This is a genomic window from Streptomyces sp. NPDC001843, from assembly GCF_042891955.1.
Classification (GTDB): Bacteria; Actinomycetota; Actinomycetes; order Streptomycetales; family Streptomycetaceae; genus Streptomyces.
The window spans coordinates 524,676-548,295 of the sequence record NZ_JBIATQ010000002.1; the positions used below are offsets into that span (position 1 = coordinate 524,676).

Annotated in this window: 14 protein-coding genes; 3 read left to right on the top strand and 11 right to left on the bottom strand. The window is 71.4% G+C overall.

The window, feature by feature from the left end:
- Position 1: 1 nt before the first annotated feature.
- A complete protein-coding gene (locus ACFYZQ_RS07735) occupies positions 2-2,230 on the top strand; it encodes a glycoside hydrolase family 3 N-terminal domain-containing protein (protein WP_389143244.1) in 2,229 nt (742 codons plus the stop codon).
- Here ACFYZQ_RS07735 and ACFYZQ_RS07740 read toward each other — a convergent pair.
- From ACFYZQ_RS07740 to ACFYZQ_RS07765, 6 genes are all read right to left on the bottom strand, one after another.
- A complete protein-coding gene (locus tag ACFYZQ_RS07740; protein ID WP_389142823.1) occupies positions 2,194-3,072 on the bottom strand; it encodes a carbohydrate ABC transporter permease in 879 nt (292 codons plus the stop codon). The genes ACFYZQ_RS07735 and ACFYZQ_RS07740 overlap by 37 nt on opposite strands.
- Positions 3,069-4,085, bottom strand: a complete 1,017-nt coding sequence (locus ACFYZQ_RS07745; RefSeq protein WP_389142826.1) for a carbohydrate ABC transporter permease — start codon at positions 4,083-4,085, stop codon at positions 3,069-3,071. The genes ACFYZQ_RS07740 and ACFYZQ_RS07745 overlap by 4 nt, the downstream gene beginning before the upstream one ends.
- A gap of 2 nt (positions 4,086-4,087) precedes the next feature.
- Entirely contained in the window at positions 4,088-5,461 is a 1,374-nt protein-coding gene (locus ACFYZQ_RS07750) for an extracellular solute-binding protein (RefSeq protein ID WP_389142828.1), read from the bottom strand.
- A gap of 153 nt (positions 5,462-5,614) precedes the next feature.
- Complete coding sequence (locus ACFYZQ_RS07755) at positions 5,615-6,283, bottom strand: peptidyl-prolyl cis-trans isomerase (protein WP_389142831.1); 669 nt, start codon at positions 6,281-6,283, stop codon at positions 5,615-5,617.
- Positions 6,280-10,545 carry an NEW3 domain-containing protein gene (locus ACFYZQ_RS07760; protein WP_389142833.1) on the bottom strand — a complete coding sequence of 1,422 codons (4,266 nt, stop codon included), beginning with the start codon at positions 10,543-10,545 and terminating at the stop codon, positions 6,280-6,282. Before ACFYZQ_RS07760 ends, ACFYZQ_RS07755 begins: the two co-directional genes overlap by 4 nt.
- A 107-nt stretch (positions 10,546-10,652) precedes the next feature.
- Positions 10,653-11,537: a MurR/RpiR family transcriptional regulator gene (locus ACFYZQ_RS07765; RefSeq protein WP_389142836.1), complete on the bottom strand. Its 885-nt coding sequence runs from the start codon at positions 11,535-11,537 to the stop codon at positions 10,653-10,655.
- Positions 11,538-11,665: 128 nt separating this feature from the next.
- On the opposite strand from ACFYZQ_RS07765, the gene ACFYZQ_RS07770 reads away from it, so the two are divergent.
- Positions 11,666-12,430 carry a sugar isomerase domain-containing protein gene (locus tag ACFYZQ_RS07770; protein WP_389142839.1) on the top strand — a complete coding sequence of 255 codons (765 nt, stop codon included), beginning with the start codon at positions 11,666-11,668 and terminating at the stop codon, positions 12,428-12,430.
- 27 nt (positions 12,431-12,457) lie between these two features.
- Here ACFYZQ_RS07770 and ACFYZQ_RS07775 read toward each other — a convergent pair whose 3' ends face one another.
- From ACFYZQ_RS07775 to ACFYZQ_RS07785, 3 genes are all read right to left on the bottom strand, one after another.
- Positions 12,458-14,107, bottom strand: a complete 1,650-nt coding sequence (locus ACFYZQ_RS07775; protein WP_389142842.1) for an NAD-dependent malic enzyme — start codon at positions 14,105-14,107, stop codon at positions 12,458-12,460.
- A 262-nt stretch (positions 14,108-14,369) separates the two neighbouring features.
- Positions 14,370-15,059 carry a GAF and ANTAR domain-containing protein gene (locus ACFYZQ_RS07780; RefSeq protein ID WP_389142845.1) on the bottom strand — a complete coding sequence of 230 codons (690 nt, stop codon included), beginning with the start codon at positions 15,057-15,059 and terminating at the stop codon, positions 14,370-14,372.
- A 484-nt stretch (positions 15,060-15,543) separates the two neighbouring features.
- Complete coding sequence (locus ACFYZQ_RS07785) at positions 15,544-16,488, bottom strand: alpha/beta hydrolase family protein (RefSeq protein ID WP_389142848.1); 945 nt, start codon at positions 16,486-16,488, stop codon at positions 15,544-15,546.
- 121 nt (positions 16,489-16,609) lie between these two features.
- Between ACFYZQ_RS07785 and ACFYZQ_RS07790 the strand changes: the two genes are divergently transcribed.
- Positions 16,610-17,200 (top strand): TetR/AcrR family transcriptional regulator, encoded by a 591-nt coding sequence (locus ACFYZQ_RS07790; protein ID WP_389142851.1) that lies wholly within the window; start codon positions 16,610-16,612, stop codon positions 17,198-17,200.
- Between the two features lie 30 nt (positions 17,201-17,230).
- Here ACFYZQ_RS07790 and ACFYZQ_RS07795 read toward each other — a convergent pair whose 3' ends face one another.
- Both ACFYZQ_RS07795 and ACFYZQ_RS07800 read right to left on the bottom strand, forming a co-directional pair.
- A complete protein-coding gene (locus ACFYZQ_RS07795; RefSeq protein ID WP_389142854.1) occupies positions 17,231-17,779 on the bottom strand; it encodes a YciI family protein in 549 nt (182 codons plus the stop codon).
- Positions 17,780-17,823: 44 nt separating this feature from the next.
- Complete coding sequence (locus ACFYZQ_RS07800; protein WP_389142857.1) at positions 17,824-23,361, bottom strand: Ig-like domain repeat protein; 5,538 nt, start codon at positions 23,359-23,361, stop codon at positions 17,824-17,826.
- Positions 23,362-23,620: the final 259 nt, after the last annotated feature.

Consider the following 23,620-nt stretch of genomic DNA (forward strand, 5'->3'; position numbering starts at 1 on the left):
CATGACCCTGTGCGAGAAGGTCGGCCAGCTCAACCAGCGGATGTACGGCTGGCACGCCTATCGCCGAACCCCCGGCGGCGACTTCGAACTCACCGACGCCCTCTACGCCGAGACCGAGCGCTTCGCCGGCCTCGGCGCCCTCTACGGCCTGCTGCGCGCCGACGCCTGGTCCGGCGTCGACCACAGCGGCGGCGCGGGGGCGGAGCACGGCGCGGACCTCGCCGACATGGTGCAGCGGCACGTCCTCGAGCGCAGCCGCCTCGGCATACCCGCGCTGTTCGTCGAGGAGGTCCCGCACGGCCACATGGCGCTCGACGGCACGGTCCTCCCGGTCAACCTGGCCGTCGGCGCCACCTGGGACCCGGAGTTGTACGAGCGCGCCGCGGCCCACGCCGCCGCCGAACTACGCGCCCGCGGCGGCCACCTGGCTCTCGTCTCCGCGCTGGACATCGCCCGCGACCCGCGCTGGGGCCGCACCGAGGAGTGCTTCGGCGAGGACCCCCATCTGGCGGCCCGGCTGACGGAGGCACTCGTCCGGGGCATGCAGGGCACACCCGGCGACCGCTTCGCCGACGACAAGGCCCCCGTCGTTCTCAAGCACTTCGCCGGCCAGGGCGCCACCGTCGGCGGACGCAACTCGGCCGAGTCCGAGCTCGGCCCGCGCGAGCTGCACGAGATCCACCTCCCCGCCGCACGCGCCGGCGTCCGCGCCGGGGCCGCCGCCGTCATGGCCGCGTACAACGAGGTCGACGGACTGCCCTGCGCCGGCAACAGCGCCCTCCTCACCGGACTGCTCAGAAACCGCTGGGGCTTCGAAGGCCTCGTCATGGCGGACGGCCTCGCCGTGGACCGGCTGGCCCGCGTCACCGGCGACAAGGTCCGCGCGGGCGCCATGGCGCTCGACGCCGGAGTCGACCTCAGCCTGTGGGACGAGGGGTTCACGCATCTTCAGGAGGCGGTCGAGCGGGGCCTGGTCACCGAGGCCGCCGTCGACGCCGCCGTGGCGCGTGTCCTGCGCCTGAAGTTCCGGCTGGGCCTGTTCGAACGACCGTACAGCGCCCGGCGGTCGATCCCGCCGGAACGGGGGAGAGAGGTCAGCACCGCTCTCGCCCGCGCCGCCGTCACGCTCCTCCACAACGACGGGCGAGCCCTGCCCATAGGGCGGAGCGTCTCCCGCGTCGCCGTCCTCGGCCCGCACGCCGCCACCACCGCCCACCAACTCGGCGACTACACCGCCCCGCAACGCCCCGGCACGGGCAGCAGCGTCCTGGACGGCCTGCGCCGACTGGCCCCGCCCGGCACGGACATCCGACACGCCCGGGGCTGCGCCCTCGCCGGCGGCGACCTCTCCGGTGTCCCGGAGGCCGTCGCCGCGGCCGCCGGTTCCGACCTGGCCGTGCTGGTGCTGGGCGGCAGCAGTGCCCGCACCCCCGGCACCGAGTTCGCCGCCAACGGGGCCGCGCGCGGCGCCGTCTCGGAGATGACGTGCGGCGAAGGCGCCGATCTCGCCGGACTGCGTCTCGGCGCGGCGCAGCACGCCCTGCTCGACGCCGTCACCGCGACCGGCACGCCCACGGTGGCCGTCCTGCTGCAGGGCCGCCCGCACGCCGTCCCCGAGGCGGCGGAGCGCACGGCGGCACTGCTCACCGCCTGGTATCCGGGTCCCTGGGGTGGCGACGCGATCGCCGAGGTGCTGTTCGGTCTCGCCGATCCGGTCGGCCGGCTACCCGTCTCCGTCCCGCGCTCGGCCGCCCAACTCCCCGTCCACTACAACCACAAGGACATCGAGTACGGCGGCTACGTCGACGAGAGCGCCGGGCCGCTCTACTCCTTCGGACACGGGCTGGCGTACACGACGTTCGCCTACGGTCCGCCGCGCCTGACGCGGCACACGGTCGAGGCGGACATCACCAACACGGGGGAGCGGCGCGGCCGTACCGTCGCCCAGCTCTACATCCGCCGACTGGTGACGCCCGTGTGGCCGCGCACCCTGGAACTGCGGGCCTTCCAGGGCGCCGACCTTGCGCCGGGAGAGTGCCGCACGCTCGTCTTCCGCCTCGGCGCCGAGCAACTCGCCCAGGTCGGCGCCGACCTGGAGACACGGGTGCTGCCCGGGACGCTGGAGATCCGGATCGCGGGCTCGGCACGGGAGGCGCTCACCGCCACACCCGTCGTGGTGGATCAGAACCTCGTTCAGAACTTCACGGCCCCCGCCGACACCCCCTTGTAGAACCACCGCTGTGTGATGACGAACAGCACCAGCACCGGCACGACGGAGATCACCGCACCCGCCATCACCAGTCGCTGGTCGTAGCCGAACGACGACGACTGCAGACGCGCGAGTCCCAGCGTCAGGGTGAAGTGGCTGTCCGAGCGCAGCACGATCAGCGGCCAGAGGAAGTCGTCCCAGGCGCTGATGAAGGTGTTGATGACGACCACCATGATCGCGCCCCACGCGGACGGCAGGTACAGGTGACGGAAGCGCTGCCACTCGCTCGCGCCGTCGAGCATCGCCGAGTCCTCGATCTCGCGCGGCACCGCGAGGAACGCACCGCGCATCAGCAGCACGTTGATGGCACCGACGAACCCGGGCAGCCACACGCCCACCACGCTGTCGACCAGCCCCAGGTCGCGGATGCTCAGGAACAGCGACACCATGATCGACTCGAAGGGGAACATCATGGAGGCGGCCAACAGGACCCAGACCGCCCTGCGGCCCTTCCAGCCGGGTTTGGAGAGCATGTAGCCGGCGGTGGCGGAGAACACCAGCTGGCTGGCGATCGACAGGACGACCACGATCAGGCTGTTCCTGATGTACGTGGCCACCGGAACCTGCTCGAAGATCGCCCGGTAGGCCCGCAGTGTCGGATGGTGGGGCAGCAGTGAGGCGTTCGCCCCGAAGACGTCCTCGCTGGTGCTCTTCAGCGACGCCAGGAACTGCCAGACCAGCGGTCCGACCGTGATGGCGAGGACGAACAGCAGCAGCAGGTAGCGGACGACGAGGTCGCGGGGGCGGCCGTAGTCCCGCCAGCGGGGCAGCAGGCGCCGGCGCCTCTCGACAACGGTCGTCATGACTCGTCCTCCTTCGTCAGGCGCTGCGCCAGCAGGGTCAGCCCCAGCGTCAGCAGGAACAGGGCCACACTGACCGCCGACCCGTAACCGGCGTTGCCGGTCATCGGGTCCAGGCCGACGTCGCGGATGTAGAAGGGCAGGGTGCGGTCGGCGCCGCCCGGGCCGCCGGTGTAGCTGCCGAGCATGAAGATCTCGGTGAACACCCGCAGCGAGCCGATGCCGGTGAGCGTGCCGACCAGCATCATGGCCTGCCGCACGCCCGGCACGGTGATGTGCCAGAAGCGCCGGATCGCACCGGCGCCGTCCATGGCCGCCGCCTCGTGCAGTTCCTGGGGCACGTTCCCCAGGGCGGCCAGATAGAAGACCATGTACCAGCCGAGCCCCTTCCACAGTGTCAGGCCCATCGCGCACAGCAGGATCAGCCACGGGTCGGACAGGAAGGGGATGGCCTGCTTGATCAGATGGGCCTTCTGCAGCCAGGTGTTGACCAGCCCGTCGTCGGCCAGCAGCCACTGCCAGCTCAGCCCCACGACCACGCTGGAAGCGAGCACCGGCGTGTAGAAGGCCGACCGGAAGAACCCGATGCCGGGCAGCCTCTTCTCCACCAGGACGGCCAGCATCAGCGGCAGGAACACCATCAGCGGCACCACGATCAGCGCGTACAGCAGGCTGTTGCGGGTCGCCAGCCAGAAGTCGCCGTCGTCCAGCATCCGGGTGTAGTTGGACAGCCCGACGAAACTCGCGGCGCCGCCGAGCGGCTTGGCGTCGGTGAACGACAGCAGGACGGTGTTGAGGAACGGGAACACGCCGAAGACCGCCGCACAGACGAGCGCGGGGGCGGTCCACAGCCAGGGCAGCCACCAGCGGCGGTACAGCGCCGCGCCGTTGGCGCCCGGAGCGGGCCCGGGCCGGATGGCCCGGGCCAGCCGGCGGAGGCGGGACGGGGCCGTGCCCGGCACGGAGGCGGACTCCGCACCGGGCACGGACGCCGGCTTCACGGCCTGCGTCGCCACGGTCAGCTGCCCTGCTTCAGCAGCTCGTCGGCCTTCGCCTGGGCGTCCTTCACGGCCTGCTCCGGGCTCTTCTTGCCCTGCATGGCCAGCTGCACCTGGCTCACGATGGCGTTCTGCACGGCCGGGGAGAGGTTGGTCTGGTTGGTGTCGGCCGTCTTGAGCTGGTCGGCGACGAGCTTGCGGGCCTGCGAGAAGGGATCGTCACCGCTGACGTTCTGGAAGAACGGGTCTTCCAGCGAGGCCGAGGTGGTCGGGAAGATCACCACGTTCGGGTCCTTGCACCAGGCCGTCTGGTTCTCGGCGTTGGTGAGGAACTCGGCGAACGCCAGCGCCACCGGCGCGTGCTTGCTGGTCGCGGCGACCGATATGTACTGCGGGGCGCCGGCGGAGGCGCGGCCGAGCGCGTCGTAGGGCTGCTGACCGACGCCCGTCCTGGCATAGATCGACGGGCTGTTCTGCTTCACGAACCGCACGAAGCTCGGGTTCGTCGAGCCGTAGGCGACCTTGCCCTGGCTGTACAGCGTGGACGGGTCGTTGCTGGAGGACAGCGAGTCCTTCGGCATCGCGCCTTCCTTGTACAGCTTCGCCATCCAGGCGACCCACTGGGTGGTGCGCGGATCGTCGGCGAACACGGCCGACTTGCCGTCCGCCGAGAGGACCTTGATGTTCATCTGGTCGAAGTCGGCCGGGATGCGCCAGATCGGGTTGGCCATCGTCGCGTAGAACTTGCCCTTGCCCGCCTTGGCGATCTTCTCGTAGTCGGCGAACAGTCCGAACAACGTCGTCGGCGGCTTCGCCGGGTCGATGCCGGCCTTCTTCAGCAGGTCCTTGTTGTACGTCAGCAGGACACCGCCGGTGTACCAGGGGAGCGTGGTGTGGATCGAATCACCGGAGGCGTCCTTGAAGGTGGCGGACTTCCAGAACGACGGGACGAACGGCTTCGCGACGTCCGGGTCCTTCACGCTCAGGTCGAGCAGGTAGCCGGCCTTGGTGAGGGCGGTCGCGGTCGGGGCGTTGAGGTTGATGACGTCCGGCAACGTACAGGCCTGCGCGTCGGCGACCGTGCGCTGGGTGAAGGTGTTGTCGCCGGGGTCGTCGATCCACTTGACCGAGGTACCGGGGTGGGCCGCCTGGAACGCCTTGATCACCCCGTTGAAGAAGCCGCCGAAGTCTTTCTTCAGGTTGGTGGTCTGGAAGGTGATCTGGCCTTTGACGTCGCCGGAGAGCTTGCCGGACCCGACGTTGGCCTTGTCGACCTTGCAGGCGCCGGCGGTGGCGTCCCCGCTTCCGGAGCCGCCGGACAGGCCGCAGCCGGCGGCGGTCATCGACAGGACCACGAGACATGCCAGGGATCCGGGAAGTCTGCTTGCGTGCATGGGTGCCCTCCTGCGGCGGAGCGAGATGGCTGGTTCAAATCACCAACTTGGAGGCTGATTGATGAAAAGGTGGACCAGAATTCATCGGAGGTCAATGGGTTGCCGTGTTGCTTTTGGGTTCCGGAACGCATTGCCCGCCCGTGCGGGGGCGGTTCAGTGCCGGTGTTCGTGGTCCGGATGCGCCGGGTCGCCGGGGTGTTCGTACCCCTCGGCGTACACCACCGCGGAGCGGCTCCGGTCGAGCCAGTCGAAGAAGGCCCGTCGGCCCGCCGCCCGGCGCAGCTCGCGCACGATGCCCTCGCGGACGCGCTCGTACGGCAGGAAGTCCTCCGGCGTCGCTTCGTCGAAGGGCTCGACACCGCGCCGCAGCGCGTCGCTCGTGAGGAAGCGGTCCCGGTTGTTCCCGTAGTACTCCCGTACCGCCCATTCGGGTACCTCCTGTTCGCCCTCCAGCGAGGCGAGCAGGGCCCGTGCGGCCGGGGAACGGGCGAGCGCCACGGCGACGATGCTGCCGAGGTCGGCGACGTCGCCCGCCGCTACGGCCGGCAGCAGGGACTGCGGCACCTCCTGGGGCGGCGCCGTCCCGCGCTCCGCGCAGGCGCGGCGGGCGAGTTCGTCCACGACCACCACCTGGGTGGCCCACCGGCGCCGCTGCCGCTCGGCCCGCGCAAGGGACTCGGGCCGGCCCTCGCGGTCACGGGGCGGTGCGGCCGCCAGCAGGGCGTCCACACGGTCCTCGCCGACGGTCTCGCCGCACACCAGCGCCGCGGCACCTCCCGGCGGACGGACGTGCTCCCCGGGCCGATGTGCGGGTCCGCTCACGGCGTCACCTCCAGCACCACGGTCGCCGTGTAGGCCACGCACCCGTGCCAGGCGACCTTCGCCATCAGCCAGTACGACCCCGGCGGCACCGCCGCCCCGTCCACCTCGACCCCGCACTCCAGTCGCTCCCCGGCGGCCACGGCGAAGCCCTGGCAGCCCGGACCCACCCCCGGCCAGGTGCCCCAGGAGGACACCGCCCACAGGGTGCCGTGAACCGGCCCGCGGGTGGTGTTCCGCAGGATCACCGGGACGCGGACGCGCTCGCCCCGGCGTACCGCGATCCGCTCGACGCCCAGCCGCGCCAGGAGAGTCGGGCCCGTACGCCCGTCCGGCCCGCCCCGCGGGACCTCGCCCGGCACGTCGAGGGCGACGACGTCCTCGAAGCTCTGCCCGCCGTACGACAGCCGCGCGGTGAGCCAGTGCCGCCCGGCCACGGCGTCCGGCGGAGGGGTCACCGTGACCTCGGCGAGCGTGAAGCCACCGGGGCCCAGGGAGTACGGCAGTTCGGCGGGCTCGGCGGACCAGCCGGGTGGCACCTGCAGGCTCACGGAGCCGGACACGGGCGCGTCGGTCAGCTCCGAGGCGACCCGGACGGTGGCGGTGACGGGGCCGGAGGCGGTGAGCGCGGTCGGTGCGAGGTACACCGCGACCGGCATGTTGCCGCGGGGTGCCGGGCCGCAGTTGTGGAGCCAGTAGCGGGTGGGGACGGGCTGCGCGGGCTCGTGGGCGGCGATGCCCGGCTCGCGGGACCGCTCCGGGGCGACGGCCGGTGTCGCGAGCACCGTGGCCACCTCGAACCCGGTCAGGCCGACCCTCAACTCCCCCTGTTCGTCCGGTGCGAGCGGTTCCCCGGGCGCCTCCAGGACGTCCGCCCGGGCGCCCTGCGCCCACGATCGCGGCCCACGCACCCGCGCCCGCACCGGTCGCCCGTTCACCTCGTGCATCCGCACGACGAGCCCGCGCCCCGGATCCACCGTGGCCACGCTGCCCCGGGCGAGCGGCGAGCCGGCCGGCTTCAGCGCGTCGAGCAGCACCTCGCCCGCCGGCTCCAGCCCCAGCAGGGTCGCCCTGCGCGGCAGTTCGGTCCCCTCCGGTGACCGTCTGAGCCGTGCCGTGAGCGGATGGTTGAAGGCGTGCCCCGCCCGCGGCACCCGCTGCTCGCGCCAGTCGCCCTCACCGGCCACGACGGCGTACTCGAAGGTGTGGAACCAGCGCTGGAGCTGGAACGCGGACCCGTCGGGGGCGGTGCGGCGCGGCGGATCAACCCAGATGCCGGACGGCCAGCCCGTGCAGGAACGCATCAGCGACATGTAGAGGTCACCGGAGGCGGTGACCACGCAGCCGGGCGTGCCCCGGTTGAGGATCGCGAAGCCGCGCCCGTCCCAGGCGTCGCCCGGTGGCAGCGCCTCGCCCCCACCCGCGGCGGTGGCCCGCAGTGTCGCCGTGCCGTCGAGGTCGGCGATCAGCGCGTCGACCGCCTTGGCGTCGTCCTCGGGGCGGGCGCCGGCCACCACGAGCAGCGGCAGCCGCTCCAGGTCGCGCAGGTCGGCGCCGGGCACCCACTCCTCCCGCAGCGAGGCGCGGGGCGCGACCCACACGGCCGCGACCCCGTCCTCGGCGAGTTGCCGGCGCAGCTCGCGCGAGGCGGCCGGATCCCAGCCGAGCGCCTCGAGGACCACGGTGTTGCGGTCCGGGCCGCCGATGGCGATGCGGATGTCGGGAAGGTTGGAGTCGACCTCGAGGTCGCCGTAACGGGGGCCGTCGGCGACGGTGGAGGTCGCGGTGACGCCCGCGCGGACGAGGGCGGCCGCGAGCGGGGCGCCGAGTTCTCCGGCCTGGTCCCAGCCGGGGAAGACCAGCTCGGCGACCCCGATCGACCGGTGTCCGAGCAACGCCCCGGCGCCGTCCCGGACCGCGACCCGTGCGGTGGACCCCAGCCCGAACCAGGTGTTCGCCGGGTTGTCCAGGGTCCACGGGAAGCGCTCGCTGTCCACCTCCACGAAACCGAACCCGCGCCCGACCACCGCGTCCGCGACCTCGTGCACGGGCAGCCCGCCCCGCACGTTCGAGGGCCAGCGCACCCGGATCAGCCGGTCGGCGCCGTCGTAGCCGTCGATGCTCGTGGCGACGTCCAGGCGGTCGACGCCCTTCCACAGGGTCAGCCGCTGGGTGTAGCGGAAGACCTCGAGATCGGCGGTGACCGTGACGCGGGAACCGGCGGGGGAGTGCTCCACGGTCGCCGAGGCCGTCACATCGCGGCTGCGGGCCGCGGTGATGCCGGTCGGCGTGAGATGCCAGGGCCCTTCGCCGAAACGCGGGTGCCGCGGATATTCCTCCTGTACGACGAGTTCGTTGCCGATGTCGCCGGCCCGCAGCAGTTCGCGGCCGCCCTCGGCGAGGGCGCGCAGACCGCTGACGCCGCCGCCGCGCGCGGGGTCGACCGTCACCTCGTAGAACTCGTTGCGGATCGTGGTGCCCTCGCCGGGCACCCAGCCGGTCACGGTGCCCTCGGCGAGCCGCAGGGCCTCGAAACCCATGCCGGGCACCTGCGGTACGACGACATGGAGCCGGCCGTCCTCGCGTACGGCGGGCAGGGGCTCGCCGGTGTCGTCCAGCGGGACGAGACCCGGGTCCTCCACCGTGAGCACGTCCCGGCGTTCCCAGGTCGCGGAGTTGAAGACGACGAGGTCGGGTGAGCCGTCCCCGGCGACCCGGTCGGCCAGGGCCTGGGTCGCGTCGGCGTGCACCGCCTCGGCAAGGTCGTACAGCTCGCGCCAGCCCGTCAGCAGGTCGATGTAGACCTGGTCGGACTCGGATCCGGTGATGGCGTCGTGGTGGGCGCCGTAGACGAGTTGCCGCCAGGCCTTGTCGAGGGCCGCGTCCGGATACGGGTGCCCGGCGACCAGCGAGGCCAGCGTCGCCCAGGCCTCGGCGTCGGCGAGCAGCGTCTCGCCGCACCGCTGGGCCTGCTTGGTGTCGATGTAGGAGACGTCCTTGCCGGTGTAGACGGGGTTCATGTCCCGGGTCTGCGGAGAGGCCCTGCGGCCCTCCGCCTCAAGTTGCGCCCGAACGGCGGCGAAGAAGTGTCGCGGGATGCCGCTGACGAAGCGGGGCCAGACGTAGCGGGCGTTCCAGTCGCGGTGGATGTCCATCACCCAGCGGCACGGCGGCGCGTAGTCACCACCGACGGGAAGCAGCACGTTGCGGGTGAGCGCGACCTGCTTGAGCCCTTGGAACAGCCTGTACGCGGCGGCCTCGGCCTCGGGCAGGGTGGGCGCGTTGTCGATCGCCCAGCCCGCGCCGTAGTGGTTGACCATGTAGGCCGTCAGCAGCCCGCGCCCCGAGGGGGCGATCCAGTTGAACTCCGCCGGGAACTGCATCCGTCCCGGATCCCGCGGCTCCTCGCCGAACACCGACAGCGTGGGCCCCCACTGGTGGAACGGGCCGCGCGCCCACGAGCTGGAACTGATTCCCGCGTCCGCCATCAGTCCGGGGAACTGCGGGTCGTGTCCGAACGCGTCCAGCTGCCAGGCGGTCTGCGGGGACGCGCCGATGATCCCGCGCTGGAAGCCGTCGCCGTAGAGGGCGTTGCGTACGGTCGCCTCGGCGCCGGTGAGGTTGGTGTTGGGCTCGTTGTAGGTGCCGCCCATGATCTCGACGCGGCCGGTGCGGACGAGCTGGCGCAGGAAGGCGCGTTCCTCGGGGAAGGCGTCCCAGTACGGCTTGAGGTAGTCGACCTCCGCGAGGACGAAGGTGTACGCGGGGTCGCGCCGTGCCAGGTCGCAGTGGGCCCGCACCAGGCTCATCCCGGACTGGCCGCGTGAGTCGAAGGTGCGGGCGGGCAGGCCCGTGGTGGCCGGGTCGTCGGCACGGTCCCAGGTCTCGGTGTAGGCGGCCTGGGTGTTCCACCAGACGGGGTCGTAGTGGAAGTGGCTGACCATGAACATGGTCCAGCCGGGTTCGGCGGCGGTGAAGGACGCGGTGCGCCCGGCCGCGCCAGCCGCCGGGTCGTCCGCGTCCTCGGCCGTGACCCGCACCCGTGTGCTGTCGCCGGGGCGGAGGTCGGACCTGACCGGTGTCTCGGCGCGCAGCGCTCCGTCGTCACCCGTGGCGGCCTCGCAGGTGCCGTGGACACCCGGGCCCTCGACGGTGATCCGCACCGTGCGGCCGGGTTGGTGCTCGACCCCGACGGCCACCACCTGGCGCGGCTGCTCGACGGGACCGACGAAGAGCTCGGTCGACTCGACAGAGGTGACACGCATGGGTCTCCTACGTGCTCAGGGGGAGCTCCATCCTGGCACCGAGGAGATGGTTCAAACAACCATTATGTTTGTAGTTTGGTGGTTCATTCATGCAGTCCCGGCCATGGTCACCGTGCGCGGCGTGACTTGACCGCGTGCTGTCCGGCGATGTGGTCCGTCAGGGCCAGGGAGGCGCTCGCCCGCTGGTAGGAGAGCTGGGCCACCCGGACGTAGAGACAGTCGATGAGGACCAGGACCGAGTGGCGGGCGCCGATGCTGCCGGTGCGGAAACTGGTCTCCGAGGACGAGGAGACGAGCCGTACGTCGGCGGCGCGGGCGAGCGGGGAGCGCGGGTCGGCGGTGATCGCGACCGTGTTGGCGCCTCGCTCCTTGGCGAGTTCGAACGGTTCGAGCGTCTCGCGGGTCGCCCCGGAGTGGGAGATGCCGATGGCGACGTCGGCCGGGGTGAGCAGGGCGGCCGAGGTGACGGCGCCGTGCACCTCGGTCCAGCCGCGCACCGCGCAACCGATGCGGAACAGGCGGGTCTCGGTCTCCTGGGCCACGGCCCCGCTGCCGCCGACGCCGTAGACATCGATGCGGCGGGCCCGGGCGGTGGCCTGGGCGGCGCGTTCGATCGCGTCCAGGTCGACGCGGTCGATGGTCTGCTGGACCGCGCGCAGATCCGCGCTGCCGACGACCTGTACGACCCGTTCCAGCCCGTCGTCGGGGGAGATGTCGGGCCCGATCTCGGCGCTGCCCCAGTCGGAGGCCTCGCCGCGGCCGCGCTCCTGGGCCAGCTCTATCAGCAGGTGCTGGTAGGAGTCGAGGCCGATGGCGCGGCAGAAACGGGTCACCGTCGCCTGGGAGGTACCGGTGCGCCGGCCCAGTTCGGCGGCCGAGCAGTGGGTGACGGCGGCCGGATCCTCCAGGATCAGCTCGCCGACCTTCCGCAGCGAGCCGGCCAGGCGGGGGAGTTCGGTGCGGATCAGTGCGGTGACATCCGTCGGAGGCATGGGGAGAAGGTATCAGCCACCGTTGTCGACACGGATTGAATACCAGGACCGGCTGTGATTTATTGATTCATCGAGTGTCGCATACAGGGTGGTTCAATCCATCAGTGTCCATCAGTGGGGAGTCTCGAGTGTCCGTCGATCCTGTGAGCGCCCAGCGGTTCGCAACCGAGAGTCTGGCCGTCCTGCAGCGCATCACCGAATCCGCCCGCGACGATGTGACCCGAGCCGCCCGGCTCATCGCCGACTGTGTGCGTGCCGACGGCGTCGTCCAGGCCTTCGGCACCGGTCACTCGCAGGCCGTCGTCCTCGAACTGGCGGGGCGCGCGGGCGGGTTCGTGCCCACCAACCGGCTGAGCATCGCCGACCTCGTCCTGTACGGAGGTGCCGCGCCGAGCACCCTCGACGACCCGCTGCTGGAGCGGGAGGCCGGGGTGGCCGCCCGGATCTACGACCTGGCCGCCCCGCGGCCCCAGGACCTGTTCGTGGTGATCTCCAACTCCGGCGTCAACAACGTGATCGTCGAGATGGCCCTGCACGCCAAGGAACACGGCCACCGCGTGCTGGCCATCACCTCTTTGACCCACACCCGCGCGGTCCCCGCCGGTCACCCCAGCGGCAGGAAGCTCGCCGACCTCGCCGACGTCGTCCTCGACAACGCGGCCCCCCGCGGCGACGCCCTCCTCCACCTCCCCGACGGCGGCGCCGTCTGCGCCCTGTCCACCCTGACCGGCGTGATGCTGGTCCAGCAGGCGGTCGCCGAGGCGACCTCGCTGCTCCTCGCCGCAGGGGAACGCCCGCCGGTGTACGTGTCGGCGAACGTGCCCGGCGGGTTCGAGGGCAACCTGGAGCTGGAGAAGAGGTACGAGGGCCGCATTCGCCGAACGGCGAGCTGAGCCGGGCCGCGCCGGCCGCCGGCGCCCTCACGTGTACACCGGCTCCCACATGGCGTCCTGCACCTGCTGGATGACGTCGTCGAGGCGGGCGCGGGCCACCCCGTCCTCGGCGGCCCGGCGGGCGACCGCCGCCGCCACCGTCGCCGACGAGGCGCGCAGGTTCTCCACCTGCGGCAGCAGCGGGGCGCCGGGCCCGGAGAGGTCGGCCAGCTCCGCCACCGCCTCGGCGGCCGCCTGCAGCATGCCGTCGGTGACCCGGGAGGCCCGGGCCACTGTGGCGCCCAGTCCGAGACCCGGGTAGACCAGGGCGTTGTTGGCCTGGCCGATGACGTACGTGGTTCCGTCGAGCTCCACCGGCGGCAGCGGGACGCCGGCCGCGACGAGGGCCTTGCCGCCGGTCCACCTCAGGACGTCCTCGGGCTGTGCCTCCATCTTCTCGGTCGGGTTGGACAGCGGCAGCACCACCGGCCGCTCCACATGGTCGGCCATGGACCGCACGACGTCCTCCGTGAACGCGTCTCGCACGGTCGAGGTCCCGACCAGCACCGTCGGACGCACCCGGTCCACGACCTCCCGCAACTCCACGGGCTCGCCGTCCCGGTCGGGCCATTCGTCGTCCGGGCGGGCGTACGACCGCTGGTAGTCCCGCAGTCCGTCCGTGGAACGCAGGAGCAGACCCTGCCTGTCCACGCACCAGATGCGGGCCGTGGCCTCCTCCCGCTCCAGCCCGTCGCGGACCATCGCGTCCCGCAGCTGGTCGGCGATGCCCACCCCCGCGGTGCCCGCGCCGAACACCACCACCCGCTGCTCGCGCATCGGCGTGCCGCTGACCCGCACCGCGTTCAGCAGACAGGCCAGGGCGATGGCCCCGGTGCCCTGCATGTCGTCGTTGAACGTGCAGACCTGCTCGCCGTAGGTCTCCAGCAGACGCCGTCCGTTGCCGGGACCGAAGTCCTCCCAGTGCAGCAGCGCGTTCGGGAACAGCTCCCGTACGGTGTCCACGTACGCGGCGACGAACGCGTCGTAGTCCTTGCCGCGCGCCCGGCTGTGCCGGTTGCCCATGTACAGCGGGTCGTTGAGGAGGGTCTGGTTGTCGGTGCCGACGTCGAGCACGACCGGGACGGACCGGCCCGGGTGGATGCCTGCGGCGGCCGTGTAGACCGCGAGTTTGCCGACGGAGATCTGCATACCACCGACGCCCCAGTCCCCGATCCCCAGGATCTGCCCGGCGTCGGTGGCCACCACCAGGTCGACGTCGTCGGGGCCGAGGCCCAGCGCTTCGAACGCGGGCCGTACGTCCTGAGGCCGGTCCACGGACAGGTACACGCCGCGGGGCCGGCGGAACTCGTGGCTGTAGTGCTTGATCGCCTCGCCCACCGTCGGGTCGTACACGATGGGCAACAGCTCGGTGAGATGGTCGGTGAGGAGCCGGTAGTACAGCACCTCGTTGCGGTCGTGGAGCTGCTCCAGGTACACGTTGCGCGCCAGGTCCCCGGGCTGGGACCGCAGCTGCTCCCAGGCCTTGCGGGCCTGCTGCTCGAGCGTGAGCTCCCCGGGCGGGAGCATCCCCACCAGGCCGTGCTCCTCCCGTTCAGCCTGGGTGAAGGCGACTCCCTTGTTGCGCAGGGCGTCGGACAGCAGGGCGTGGCCGTGCGGCTTGTCGCGGCGCGAGGGCATACGGGCTCCCTCTGTCGAGCGGTTCGTCAGCTGCCCGGTTGCCCGGTGCTCCGGTCGGCAAACGGACCCGGTGCGGAGCGCGCCCGGAACGTCGGTGGCGCCTACGCCAACCAGGCGGGCCCTTTGGGGTGTGAACCGGACGCCGCAGGGCCCGCCCTCCGGGTGGACGACGGGACTTTGCGGACACCCCCTGGCGTCTCGCGTCGCCGTCCGCACCGACGGGCCGGCGCCGGGGGAAGCCGGCCCGGCTCCTCGGGCCGGATCACTGAAGGGCACCCTTCTCGCAGACACGCCGGGCGACGTCCCGGAGTTTGACGTTGTTCTCCTGCGAGTACCGGCGCAGCACGTCGAACGCCTGGTCCTCGGTGAGGCGGTGGCTGCCCATCAGGATGCCCATCGCCTCGCCGATGACATGGCGGGTGGCGACGGCCCGCTCCATCTGCGCATGGGTGCGGGCGCTGGAGAAGGCGACCGAGGCATGGGAGGCCAGCAGCCAGCCCGCGGTCTCACTGGCCTCGGTGAATGCCCCCGGCTTACGGGAGTACACGTTGAGCGCGCCAAGGTCCTCGTCCTCGGTGAACAGCAGGAAGCCCATCATGCTGCCCACTCCCAGCTCCCGGGCCTGCACGGAGTAAGCGGGCCAGCGCGGTGCCACATCGGTGAGGTCGGCGATGCGGTACACCCGCTCCCCCTTCGAGGTGGCGGCGGCATCGAAGCAAGGCCCCTCACCGAGCCGCGCCTGGAGCTGGTCGCTGTCGATGACCAGCTTCTCCGTCGGGGCGAGCGTCTCCACTTGCCTGCCGTGCAGGAGAAGGATTCCGGCCGCGTCACAGCCCTCGACCAGCTCGACGGCCGAGGAGGTGATCCGCGCCAGCGTGGCACCGACCGACTCCTCTGCCAGCAGAAGCCGCGCCATCGAGGCCATCTGCTGCGCGAACGTACGCCAATCCATCCCGGTCCTCCCTGCCAAAGACCACTCCTGTCCTGTTCTGCGCCTTTCCCACCGAATGCGGATCATGTCCCTGTACACGATCGCGCACGCGGGTGAGGCGCGCTGACATATTCAGAGAGCGGCGGGATCGGGAAGTTTTTCCCCCGGCAGTTCGCGCATGGTGTGAAGCGGTGACAGGAAGTTCGGAAGCGCCCAGCGGACTGCCCCCTGTGAGGGATTGCTGGAAGCTCGACTGAGCCACAACGCGGACGACTCCGCCGGGAGAAAGGCAAGCCAGTCGATTCGAGTCCCTGCCTGCGCAGGAAAAGCGGCAACATGGCCCGGTGCATGGCCGGAAAGAGGTTGAATATCGGTTTCGAATTTCCCTCGATCGACGCGGGCGCCGCCGAGTTCCCCGAGCCGGAAAACCTCGAGGAATCGGCGGAACGCGGCGAGCGTCAGGCTTGCATGATCCCAAAACCGAGCCGGGGTGCGCGCGGCATGCTCACTTGGATGCGACTCGCCCCAGCGGATCGGTGCTCTGCGCCAGAGCCGTGCGCGCCGCCGGCCAGCCGGGGTCCTCGGGGTGGAGCGCACTGCGAAGGTAAGCGGAGGTGAGCCGCTGGATCAGGGCGACCCGTTCGGGATTCTCGTCCGTCGTTTCCGTGACGGTGTACCCGGGGATTCCGCCGAGCGAGTGTTCCGCCCCGAACAGGGTGAGCAGGCTCTTGGGGCCCGGGCTCAGGAAGTAGGGGTCGGTGAACCAGTCCGGCCCCCGAACGGACAGATGGGACTGGTCGTGGTCCCCCGCGACCACCAGGGTCGGCGTGGCCATGCCCGCGAAGTCCGGGTTCATGAAGGGGAAGTGCTCGGCCGCGAACGGAGTCAGATCGGCCCCGCCCCGGCCGGGCGTGGACAGCAGCACACCCGCTTTGATCCGTGAGTCGGACATGTCCTCTCCCGCCGCGCCGCCGGCACCGAGGACACGCGCACCCAGCAGCATGCTCACCGTCTGGCCGCCCCAGGAGTGCCCGGCCGCGGCGATGCGGTTTCGGTCGAGGCGCCCGCTGAGGCCGGGAACGGAGGCTTCGACGGCATCGAGCCCGTCGAGGACCCGCTTCAGGTCCTCGACTCGTGAACGCCAGATCAGCGGTGTACGGGGATCCTCCGGAGGAAGACTCAGGGTCCTCGAGTCCAGGTGGGTGGGCTGTATCACCGCGAAGCCGTGTGCCGCCCAGTAGTCGACAAGCGGGTCGTAACCGTCCATCGACCAGCCGAAGCCGTGCGAGAAGAGGATGACGGGCAACTCCCGCCCGGTGGCGGGCGCTGTCACCCGCACCCGCAGATCCTCGCCACGGTCCGGGGCCGGCAGCACCACCGGCTTCACCGAGACGACGGGAACGGGCGTCTCAACGGCAACTGCTGTGCTCGCGATGGCTGATTCGCTCATGGAAAAGCCTTCCTCGGTAAGCGGAGCGTCGTTCCGGAACGATACGGAACGGCGCTCCGCTTAGCAAGTCGTGGAAGAATGTCCCGAGCGGTGCGGCCTCGGTCGAGGAAGGAGCGTGGCGGTGAACGACAGCCATGAGGGCGCCGGGCGCGCTGCCCGGACCAAGCGGGCGGACGCCCGGCGGAACGAGGAGACTCTGCTCGACGCCGCCGCCGCGGTCTTCGTCACGTCGGGCGTGGAGGCGCCGGTGCGCGACATCGCGGCCAAGGCCGGTGTCGGGATGGGTACGATCTACCGTCACTTCCCGACCCGCGCGGACCTCATCATCGCCGTCTACCGGCATCAGGTCGAGGCCTGCGCCGAGGCCGGGCCGTCCCTGCTGGCGACGAGCGCGAGCCCGCACGCCGCACTAGGACGATGGATCGACCTCTTCGTCGACTTCCTGGTCACCAAGCACGGGCTCGCCGCCGTGCTGCAGCCCGACAACGCCGGCTTCGACGCGCTGCACGCCTACTTCCTCGACCGCCTCGTGCCCGTGTGCGCCCAGTTGCTGGACGCCGCGGCCGCCGCCGGTGAGATCCGCTCCGACGTGGATGCGTACGCGCTCATGCGCGGCGTCGGAAACCTCTGCGTCGGCGCCGACCATGATCCCCGCTACGACGCTCGTCGTATGGTCGGGTTCCTCGTCGCGGGGCTGCGCGCACCGCACTGACCGGGAGTCGGGTTCCACGCTGTCCGCGGCTCATGACCGCCCGCCGAACTGCCAGTTGTGCACCTCGATGTCGGCGTACCGGTCCGGGTTCAGGACGGCGCGAGCCGTCTGCCGGTCCGGTGCCCGCAGCAGTGCCGCCGTGCCGAGCCAGGCGGTGCCGTCGTCCGACAGCAGAGGCCCGTAGGCGATCAGTTCGTCCCGGCCGGCCGGCACCGCGAGGTCGGCGGCCTGGCCGTCGCCGAGGCCGATCACCAAGTACCGGTTGCCGCCGGTCCGACCGCCGGGGAAGTCCCACATGGTGCGCCCGAGCACGTTGCGCCAGCGTCGCAGCAGCACGTCCCGGTAGACGCCGGCCTGGTGGTTCGGCTCGTCGAAGGCGAACGCGCGCGCGGCGGCGGGATCGGGCAGGTCGACGATGTGCACGCTGCCGGTGGCTGTTTCCCCGTCGTCGGTGAGGGTCGGCCCCCGGGCGATCAACTCCTTCGCGTACCGGTCCATGTAGGACCAGTGCTCTTCCAGCAACTCGTCGCGCAACGCGGAGGAGCCGGGCCGATCGCGGTGATAACAGAAGAACTCCATGACGCACAGGGTCTCTTCGAGGAGGTGACCGGCGCGAGCGCATTTCAGGTGACGGTTTCGGTGGTACTGGCCGCGGAGGCCTTGTAGTTGGTGTCGCCGCTGTAGCTGACGTCGACCGTGTGCACTCCCTTGTTCAGGCGCGGGTACCCGACGGACGCTGTGCCGGAGACCAGCGGTACGGTCTGGGTCTTCTCGCCGCTGAGCGCCACGGTGACGCTTCCGGTGGGCGTGCCCGCCCCGGGGGAGACGGGCGCCACCGTGACGGTGACGGTGACGGGCTGGGTGTGGGTGGCCGGGCTGGGTGAGACGGAGATCGAAGTGGTGGTCGTTGCCGCGTTGACGGTCTCGGTTCGGCCGGCGCTCGACGGGGCGTAACCGGTGTCGCCGTTGTAGGCGGCGGTGACCGTGAAGGGGCTGCCGGTGGTGCCGGTGTAGGCATGGGTGGTGGTGGCGGTGCCCGAGACGACGGGTGCGGTGACCGCCGGGGTACCGTCGCCGAAGCTGAACGTGACCGTACCGGTGGGGCTGCCGGTACCGGGGGAGACGGCGGCGACGGTGGCGGTGAAGGTCACCGGCTGCCCGGTCACCGCCGGATTGGGAGAGGCGGTGACGCCGGTGCTCGTCGCGGCCTGGTTGACTGTCTGGGTGGCCGTCCCGCTCGAGGCGGAGAAGTCGGCGCTCCCGTTGTAGGCCGCCTTCACGGTGAACGGGCTGCCGGCCCGGGAGGTGTAGGCATGGGTGGCGGTGGCGGTGCCCGCGCTCACCGCCGAGGTGACGCTGGAGCCGTCGCCGAAGGTGAAGGTGACGGTGCCCGACGGCGTCCCGGCTCCGGGTGCGACAGCGGCGACCGTCGCGGTCGCGGTCACGGTCTGGCCGGTCCGTGAGGGGTTGGGGGAGAGGGCCACCGACGTACTGGTGACAGCCGGGCTCACGGTGTGCGCGGTGGTCCCGGACGACGGGCTCCTGGCGCTGTCGCCGTTGTAGGCGGCGGTCACGGTGTAGGGGCTGCCCGCCGCCGCGGTCCAGGTGTGGGTGGTGGTGGCGGTTCCGGCACTGACGGGGACGGTCACGGATTGGCTGCCGTCACCGAAGGCGAAGGTGACGGTACCGGTCGGAGTACCCGTGCCGGGCGGGTTCGTGGTGACGGTCGCGGTCAGGGTCACGGACTGGCCGGTCACCGACGGGCGCGGCGAGGTGGTGACCGTGGTGCTCGTGGCGGCTCGGTTCACCGTCTGGCTGGTGGACCCGCTGGAGGTGGCGAAGTCGGCGTCGCTGCTGTAGGTGGCCGTGACGGTGTAGGGGCTGCCTGCCACCCCTGTCCAGGTGTGGATGGTGGTTGCGGTTCCGCCGCTGACGGGGGCGGTGACGGAGGGAGTGCCGTCGCCGAAGGTGAACGTCACGGTGCCGGTGGGAGCGCCGGCACCGGGCGGAAGGGGGGTGACGGTGGCTGTGATGCTGACGGGCTGGCCGGTGACGGAGGGGCTGGCGTTGGTGGTGACGGTCGTGGTGGTGGCGGCGCGGTTGACGGTCTGGACCGTGACGTCGCTGGAGGAACTGAAGTGGGAGTCTCCGCTGTAGATGGCCAGGGGGGCGTATGGGCTGCCGGTTGTCGACGGGTAGACACGGGTGGTGCTGGCGGTGCCGTCGGGGTTGAGGGCGACGGTTGTCGCGTCGTTGTCGCGGAAGGAGAAGGTGACGGTGCCCGTGGGGGTGCCGGTGGCCGGGGGAGTCGGGGTGACGGTGGCGGTAAAGGTGACGCGCTGCCCGGTGACCGAGGGGTTGGGGGAGGAGGTGAGTCTGGTCGAGGTCGCTGCCGCGTTCACCGAGACCGTCTGGGTGTCCGCCGGGGAACTGGAAGGGGCGTACTGGGAGTCGCCGTTGTAGCCGGCGGTGACGGTGTAAGGGCTGCCTGCCGTGTTGTTGTAGGTGTGATTGACGGTGGCGACGTGGTTGACCAGCGTTGCGGTGGCCGGGGGGCTCCCGTCGCCGAAGGTGAACGTGACGGTGCCGGAGGGGTTGCCGGTTCCCGGCGGAGCGACCACGACGCGGGCGATGAGGGTGACCGGCTGGCCGACCGGCGAGGGGTCCGGCGTCGAGGTAAGGGTCGTGACCGTGGCGGTCCGTTGCACCGTGTGCGTCGTGCTGCTCGAGGAAGTGCGGAATACCGTGTCCCCGTTGTAGGTGGCGGTGATGGCGTAAGGACTGCCGGTCGTGTCGGTGTAGGGGTGGGTGGCGGTGGCGGTGCCGTTGGTCACCGGGGCGGAGACGGGGGAGGTGCCGTCGCCGAAGTCGAACGTCACCGTCCCCGTCGGGGTGCCGGCTTGCTGGGCGTTCGCCGCCACGGTCGCGGTGACCGTCACCTGTTGACCGGTCACCGACGGGTCCGGTGCAGCGCTCACCGTCGTGGTGGAGCCCACTTTGTCGACGGTTTGGGTCGTGCTGCCGCTCGAGCCGGTGAAGTCGCCGTCGCCGTTATAGGTGGCGATGACGGCGTAGGGGCTGCCGGAGGTGGACATGTAGGTGTGGGTGGTGGTGGCGGTGCCGTTGGTGACCGGGGCGGAGACGGGGGAGGTGCCGTCGCCGAAGTCGAACGTCACCGTCCCCGTCGGGCTGCCCGCTCCGGGCGGGACGGGGGCCACGGTCGCGGTGGCGGTCATCTGCCTGCCGGCCATCGACGGGTCCGGCGAGGTGCTCACCGCTGTCGTGGTGAGCGCCGGGTTGACGGTCTGCGTGGTGCTGCCGCTCGACCCCGTGAAGTCCGTGTCGCCCGCGTACGAGGCGGTGACGGTGTACGGTCCGCCGGAGGCCGAGGTGTAGGTGTGCTGGGCCGTGGCCACGCCCCCGACGAGAGCCACCGTGGCGGGCGGTGTGCCGTCGCCGAAATCGAACTGAACGCTTCCCGACGGGGTGCCGGTCCCCGCGGTGGGCCCGACGGTCGCGGTGAAGGTCACCGGTGCGCCGACCAGCGACGGGTCGGGCGCCCCGGCGACCGTCACGGCGGTGGAGGCTCTGTTCACCGTCTGGGTGCCGGTGCCGCTGGACGAGGCGAAGTCGCTGTCGCCGGCGTAGGCCGCGGTGATGACGTACGGGCTGCCGGTCGTCCCGGTATAGGTGTGGATGAGTACCGCCGTCGCCCCGGTCAACGCAGCGTCCGCCGGCGCGGTGCCGTCTCCGAAGTCGACGGTCACGGTCCCGGACGGCGCCCCCGAGCCCGGGGGAAGCGCTCCTACGGTGACGGTGACGGTCACCGGCTGGCCGACCGTGGAAGGCCGCGGCGCGGTGGTGACCGTGGTGACGGTGGTGCTGCTGCCGACGGTCTGACCGGTGGTGCCGCTGGACCCGGTGAAATTCGCGTCCCCGCTGTAAGTGCCGGTGATGGTGTACGGGCTGCCGGAGGTGTTCCGATAGGTGTGGGCCGTGGTGGCCACCCCGGCGATGACGGGGACCGTGACCTCGGGACTGCCGTCGCCGAAGGAGAAGGTGACGTTGCCGACGGGGCTGTCAGGTCCTGTGACGGGCAGGACGGCGGCGGAAACGGTGATCGGCTGACCGGCCACCGAAGGATTGGGGCTGGTGCTGACGCTCATGGTGGTGGCGGCCCGGGTGACTGTCTGGCCGGCGGTTCCGCTGGAGGCGGCGAAGTTGACGTCACCGTTGTACGTGGCGGTGATGGCGTAGGGACTGCCCGTCGTCGCGGTCCAGGCGTGGCTGGTGCTGGCGGTTCCCGCGGTGACGGGGGCGGTGACGGTGGGAGTGCCGTCGCCGAAGTCGAAGGTGACGGTGCCGGTGGGAGTGCCAATTCCCGGAGGCAGCGGGGCGATGGCTGCGGTGACGGTGACGGGTTGGCCGGTGACCGAGGGGTTGGTGCCGGTGCGCACGGTTGTGGTCGTCGCGGCGGGTCCGACCGTCTGCAGGGTGACGTCGCTGGAGGAGCTGAAGTGGGAGTCGCCGTTGTAGACGGCGATGGGGGCGTAGGGGCTGCCGGTTGTCGTGGGGTAGACGCGGGTGGTGGTCGCGGTGCCGTCGGGGCCGAGGGGGACGGTCGTCGAGTCGTTCTCGCGGAACGAGAAGGTGACGGTACCGGTGGGAGTGCCGGTCGCAGGTGGTACCGGTGCGACGGCGGCGGTGAAGGTGACGCGCTGTCCGGTCACCGAGGGGTTGGGGGAGGAGGTGAGGGTGGTCGTCGTCGGTGCCGCGGTGACGGAGACCGTCTGGGTGTCCGCGGGGGAGGTGGAGGGGGCGAAGTCGCCGTCGCCGTCGTAGGTGGCGGTGAGCCGGTACGGGCTGCCGGCCGTGTCGTTGAAGGTGTGGGTGAGGGTGGCGACGTGGTTGACCAGGGGCGCGGTGGCCGGGGGACTTCCGTCACCGAAGGTGAAGGTGACGGTGCCGGTGGGATTGCCGGCTCCGGGGAGTGCGACCACGACGCGGGCGATGAGGGTGACCTCCTGGCCGACGGCCGAGGGATCCGGCGTCGAGGTCAGGCTGGTAGCCGTGACGGCACGGTGAACCGTGTGCGTCGTGCTCCCGGAGGACGGGAGGAACGAGGTGTCCCCGTTGTACGTGGCCTTGATCGTGTAGGGGCTGCCGGACGTGGCCGTGTAGGCGTGGGTGGTGGTGGCGGTGCCGTTGCTGACCGGGGCGGAGACGGGGGCGGTTCCGTCGCCGAAGTCGAACGTCACCGTCCCCGTCGGGTTGCCGGCCTCCGCGGTGTCCCACCCGACCGTGGCGGTGACCGTCACCTGTTGACCGGTCACCGACGGATCCGCAGCGGCGCTCACCGTCGTGGTCGTGGGGATGTCGTAGGCGTACGCCCCGACCGCGGTGGTGCTGCCCCCCGGCGTGGTCACGGTGACGTCCGCCGGCCCCGGCACCCCCGCCGGGACCACCGCGATGATCAGGGTGTCGGAGTTGGCGCGGAACGACGTGGCCGGGACACCGCCGACGGTGATACCGGTGACCTGGGACAGGCCGGAACCGGTGATCACCACCATGCTTCCACCGGCCGTGGTTCCGGAGGCCGGGAAGATCCCGGAAATCGTCGGCAGCGCGCTGTAGACGTACGGCACCGGGTTGCTCACCCCGCCTGCGGTGATCACCGTCACCGGCACGGTCCCCGGAGCCGCCGCGGGCGGGACGACCACGCTCAGCTGCTGATCGGACACCACCGTCGGGACGGCGACGCCGGCACCGAACCGCACCGAGCTCGCCGTGAGCAGGTTCTCCCCCTTCAGAACGACCGTGTTGGCCCCCGACAGCGGGCCGCCGCCGGGGCGCACCGCCTGCAGGCCCGGCGGCGGCTCGTAGACGAACTCCCCGAGCACGGCGGTGCCTCCCGCCGTGCTGACCGTGACGGGGACCGCCCCGCTCCCCGCGGGGCTCACCGCGATGATGGTCGAGTCGTTCACCACGGTGAAGACCGGGGCGCTGCGGGAACCGAATCTCACGTTCGTGGCCCCACTGAGACGGGTCCCGGTGATGGTCACCCGTGTTCCACCACTGGTGGGCCCCTGATCGGGTGAAATACCGGACGGCGCGGCAAGGGGCCGCACGCCGGGGGCATCGATATCGGGGGCGGTCGGCATGACAATCACCTCGCCTTGCGGAGAACCTCCGCACGCTGTGCCGGCGACCGCATGCTCCCGGGAAAGCCCACCGTGTCGTTGCCAGGCGCGGAAGTACGCGCCACGGAGCCGCTCTCCCGGAGAGGATGGGCAGCCCACCGGTAGGACTCCTTCACTAACTCACCCGACTGGCCGCATCAGCAAGACCTCATTAGCCTGATCGGGTAGGCGCGTAGGGAGCACAGGCCGCGCGCACGTCTGCGGGGTTGTGCGCCCCGGG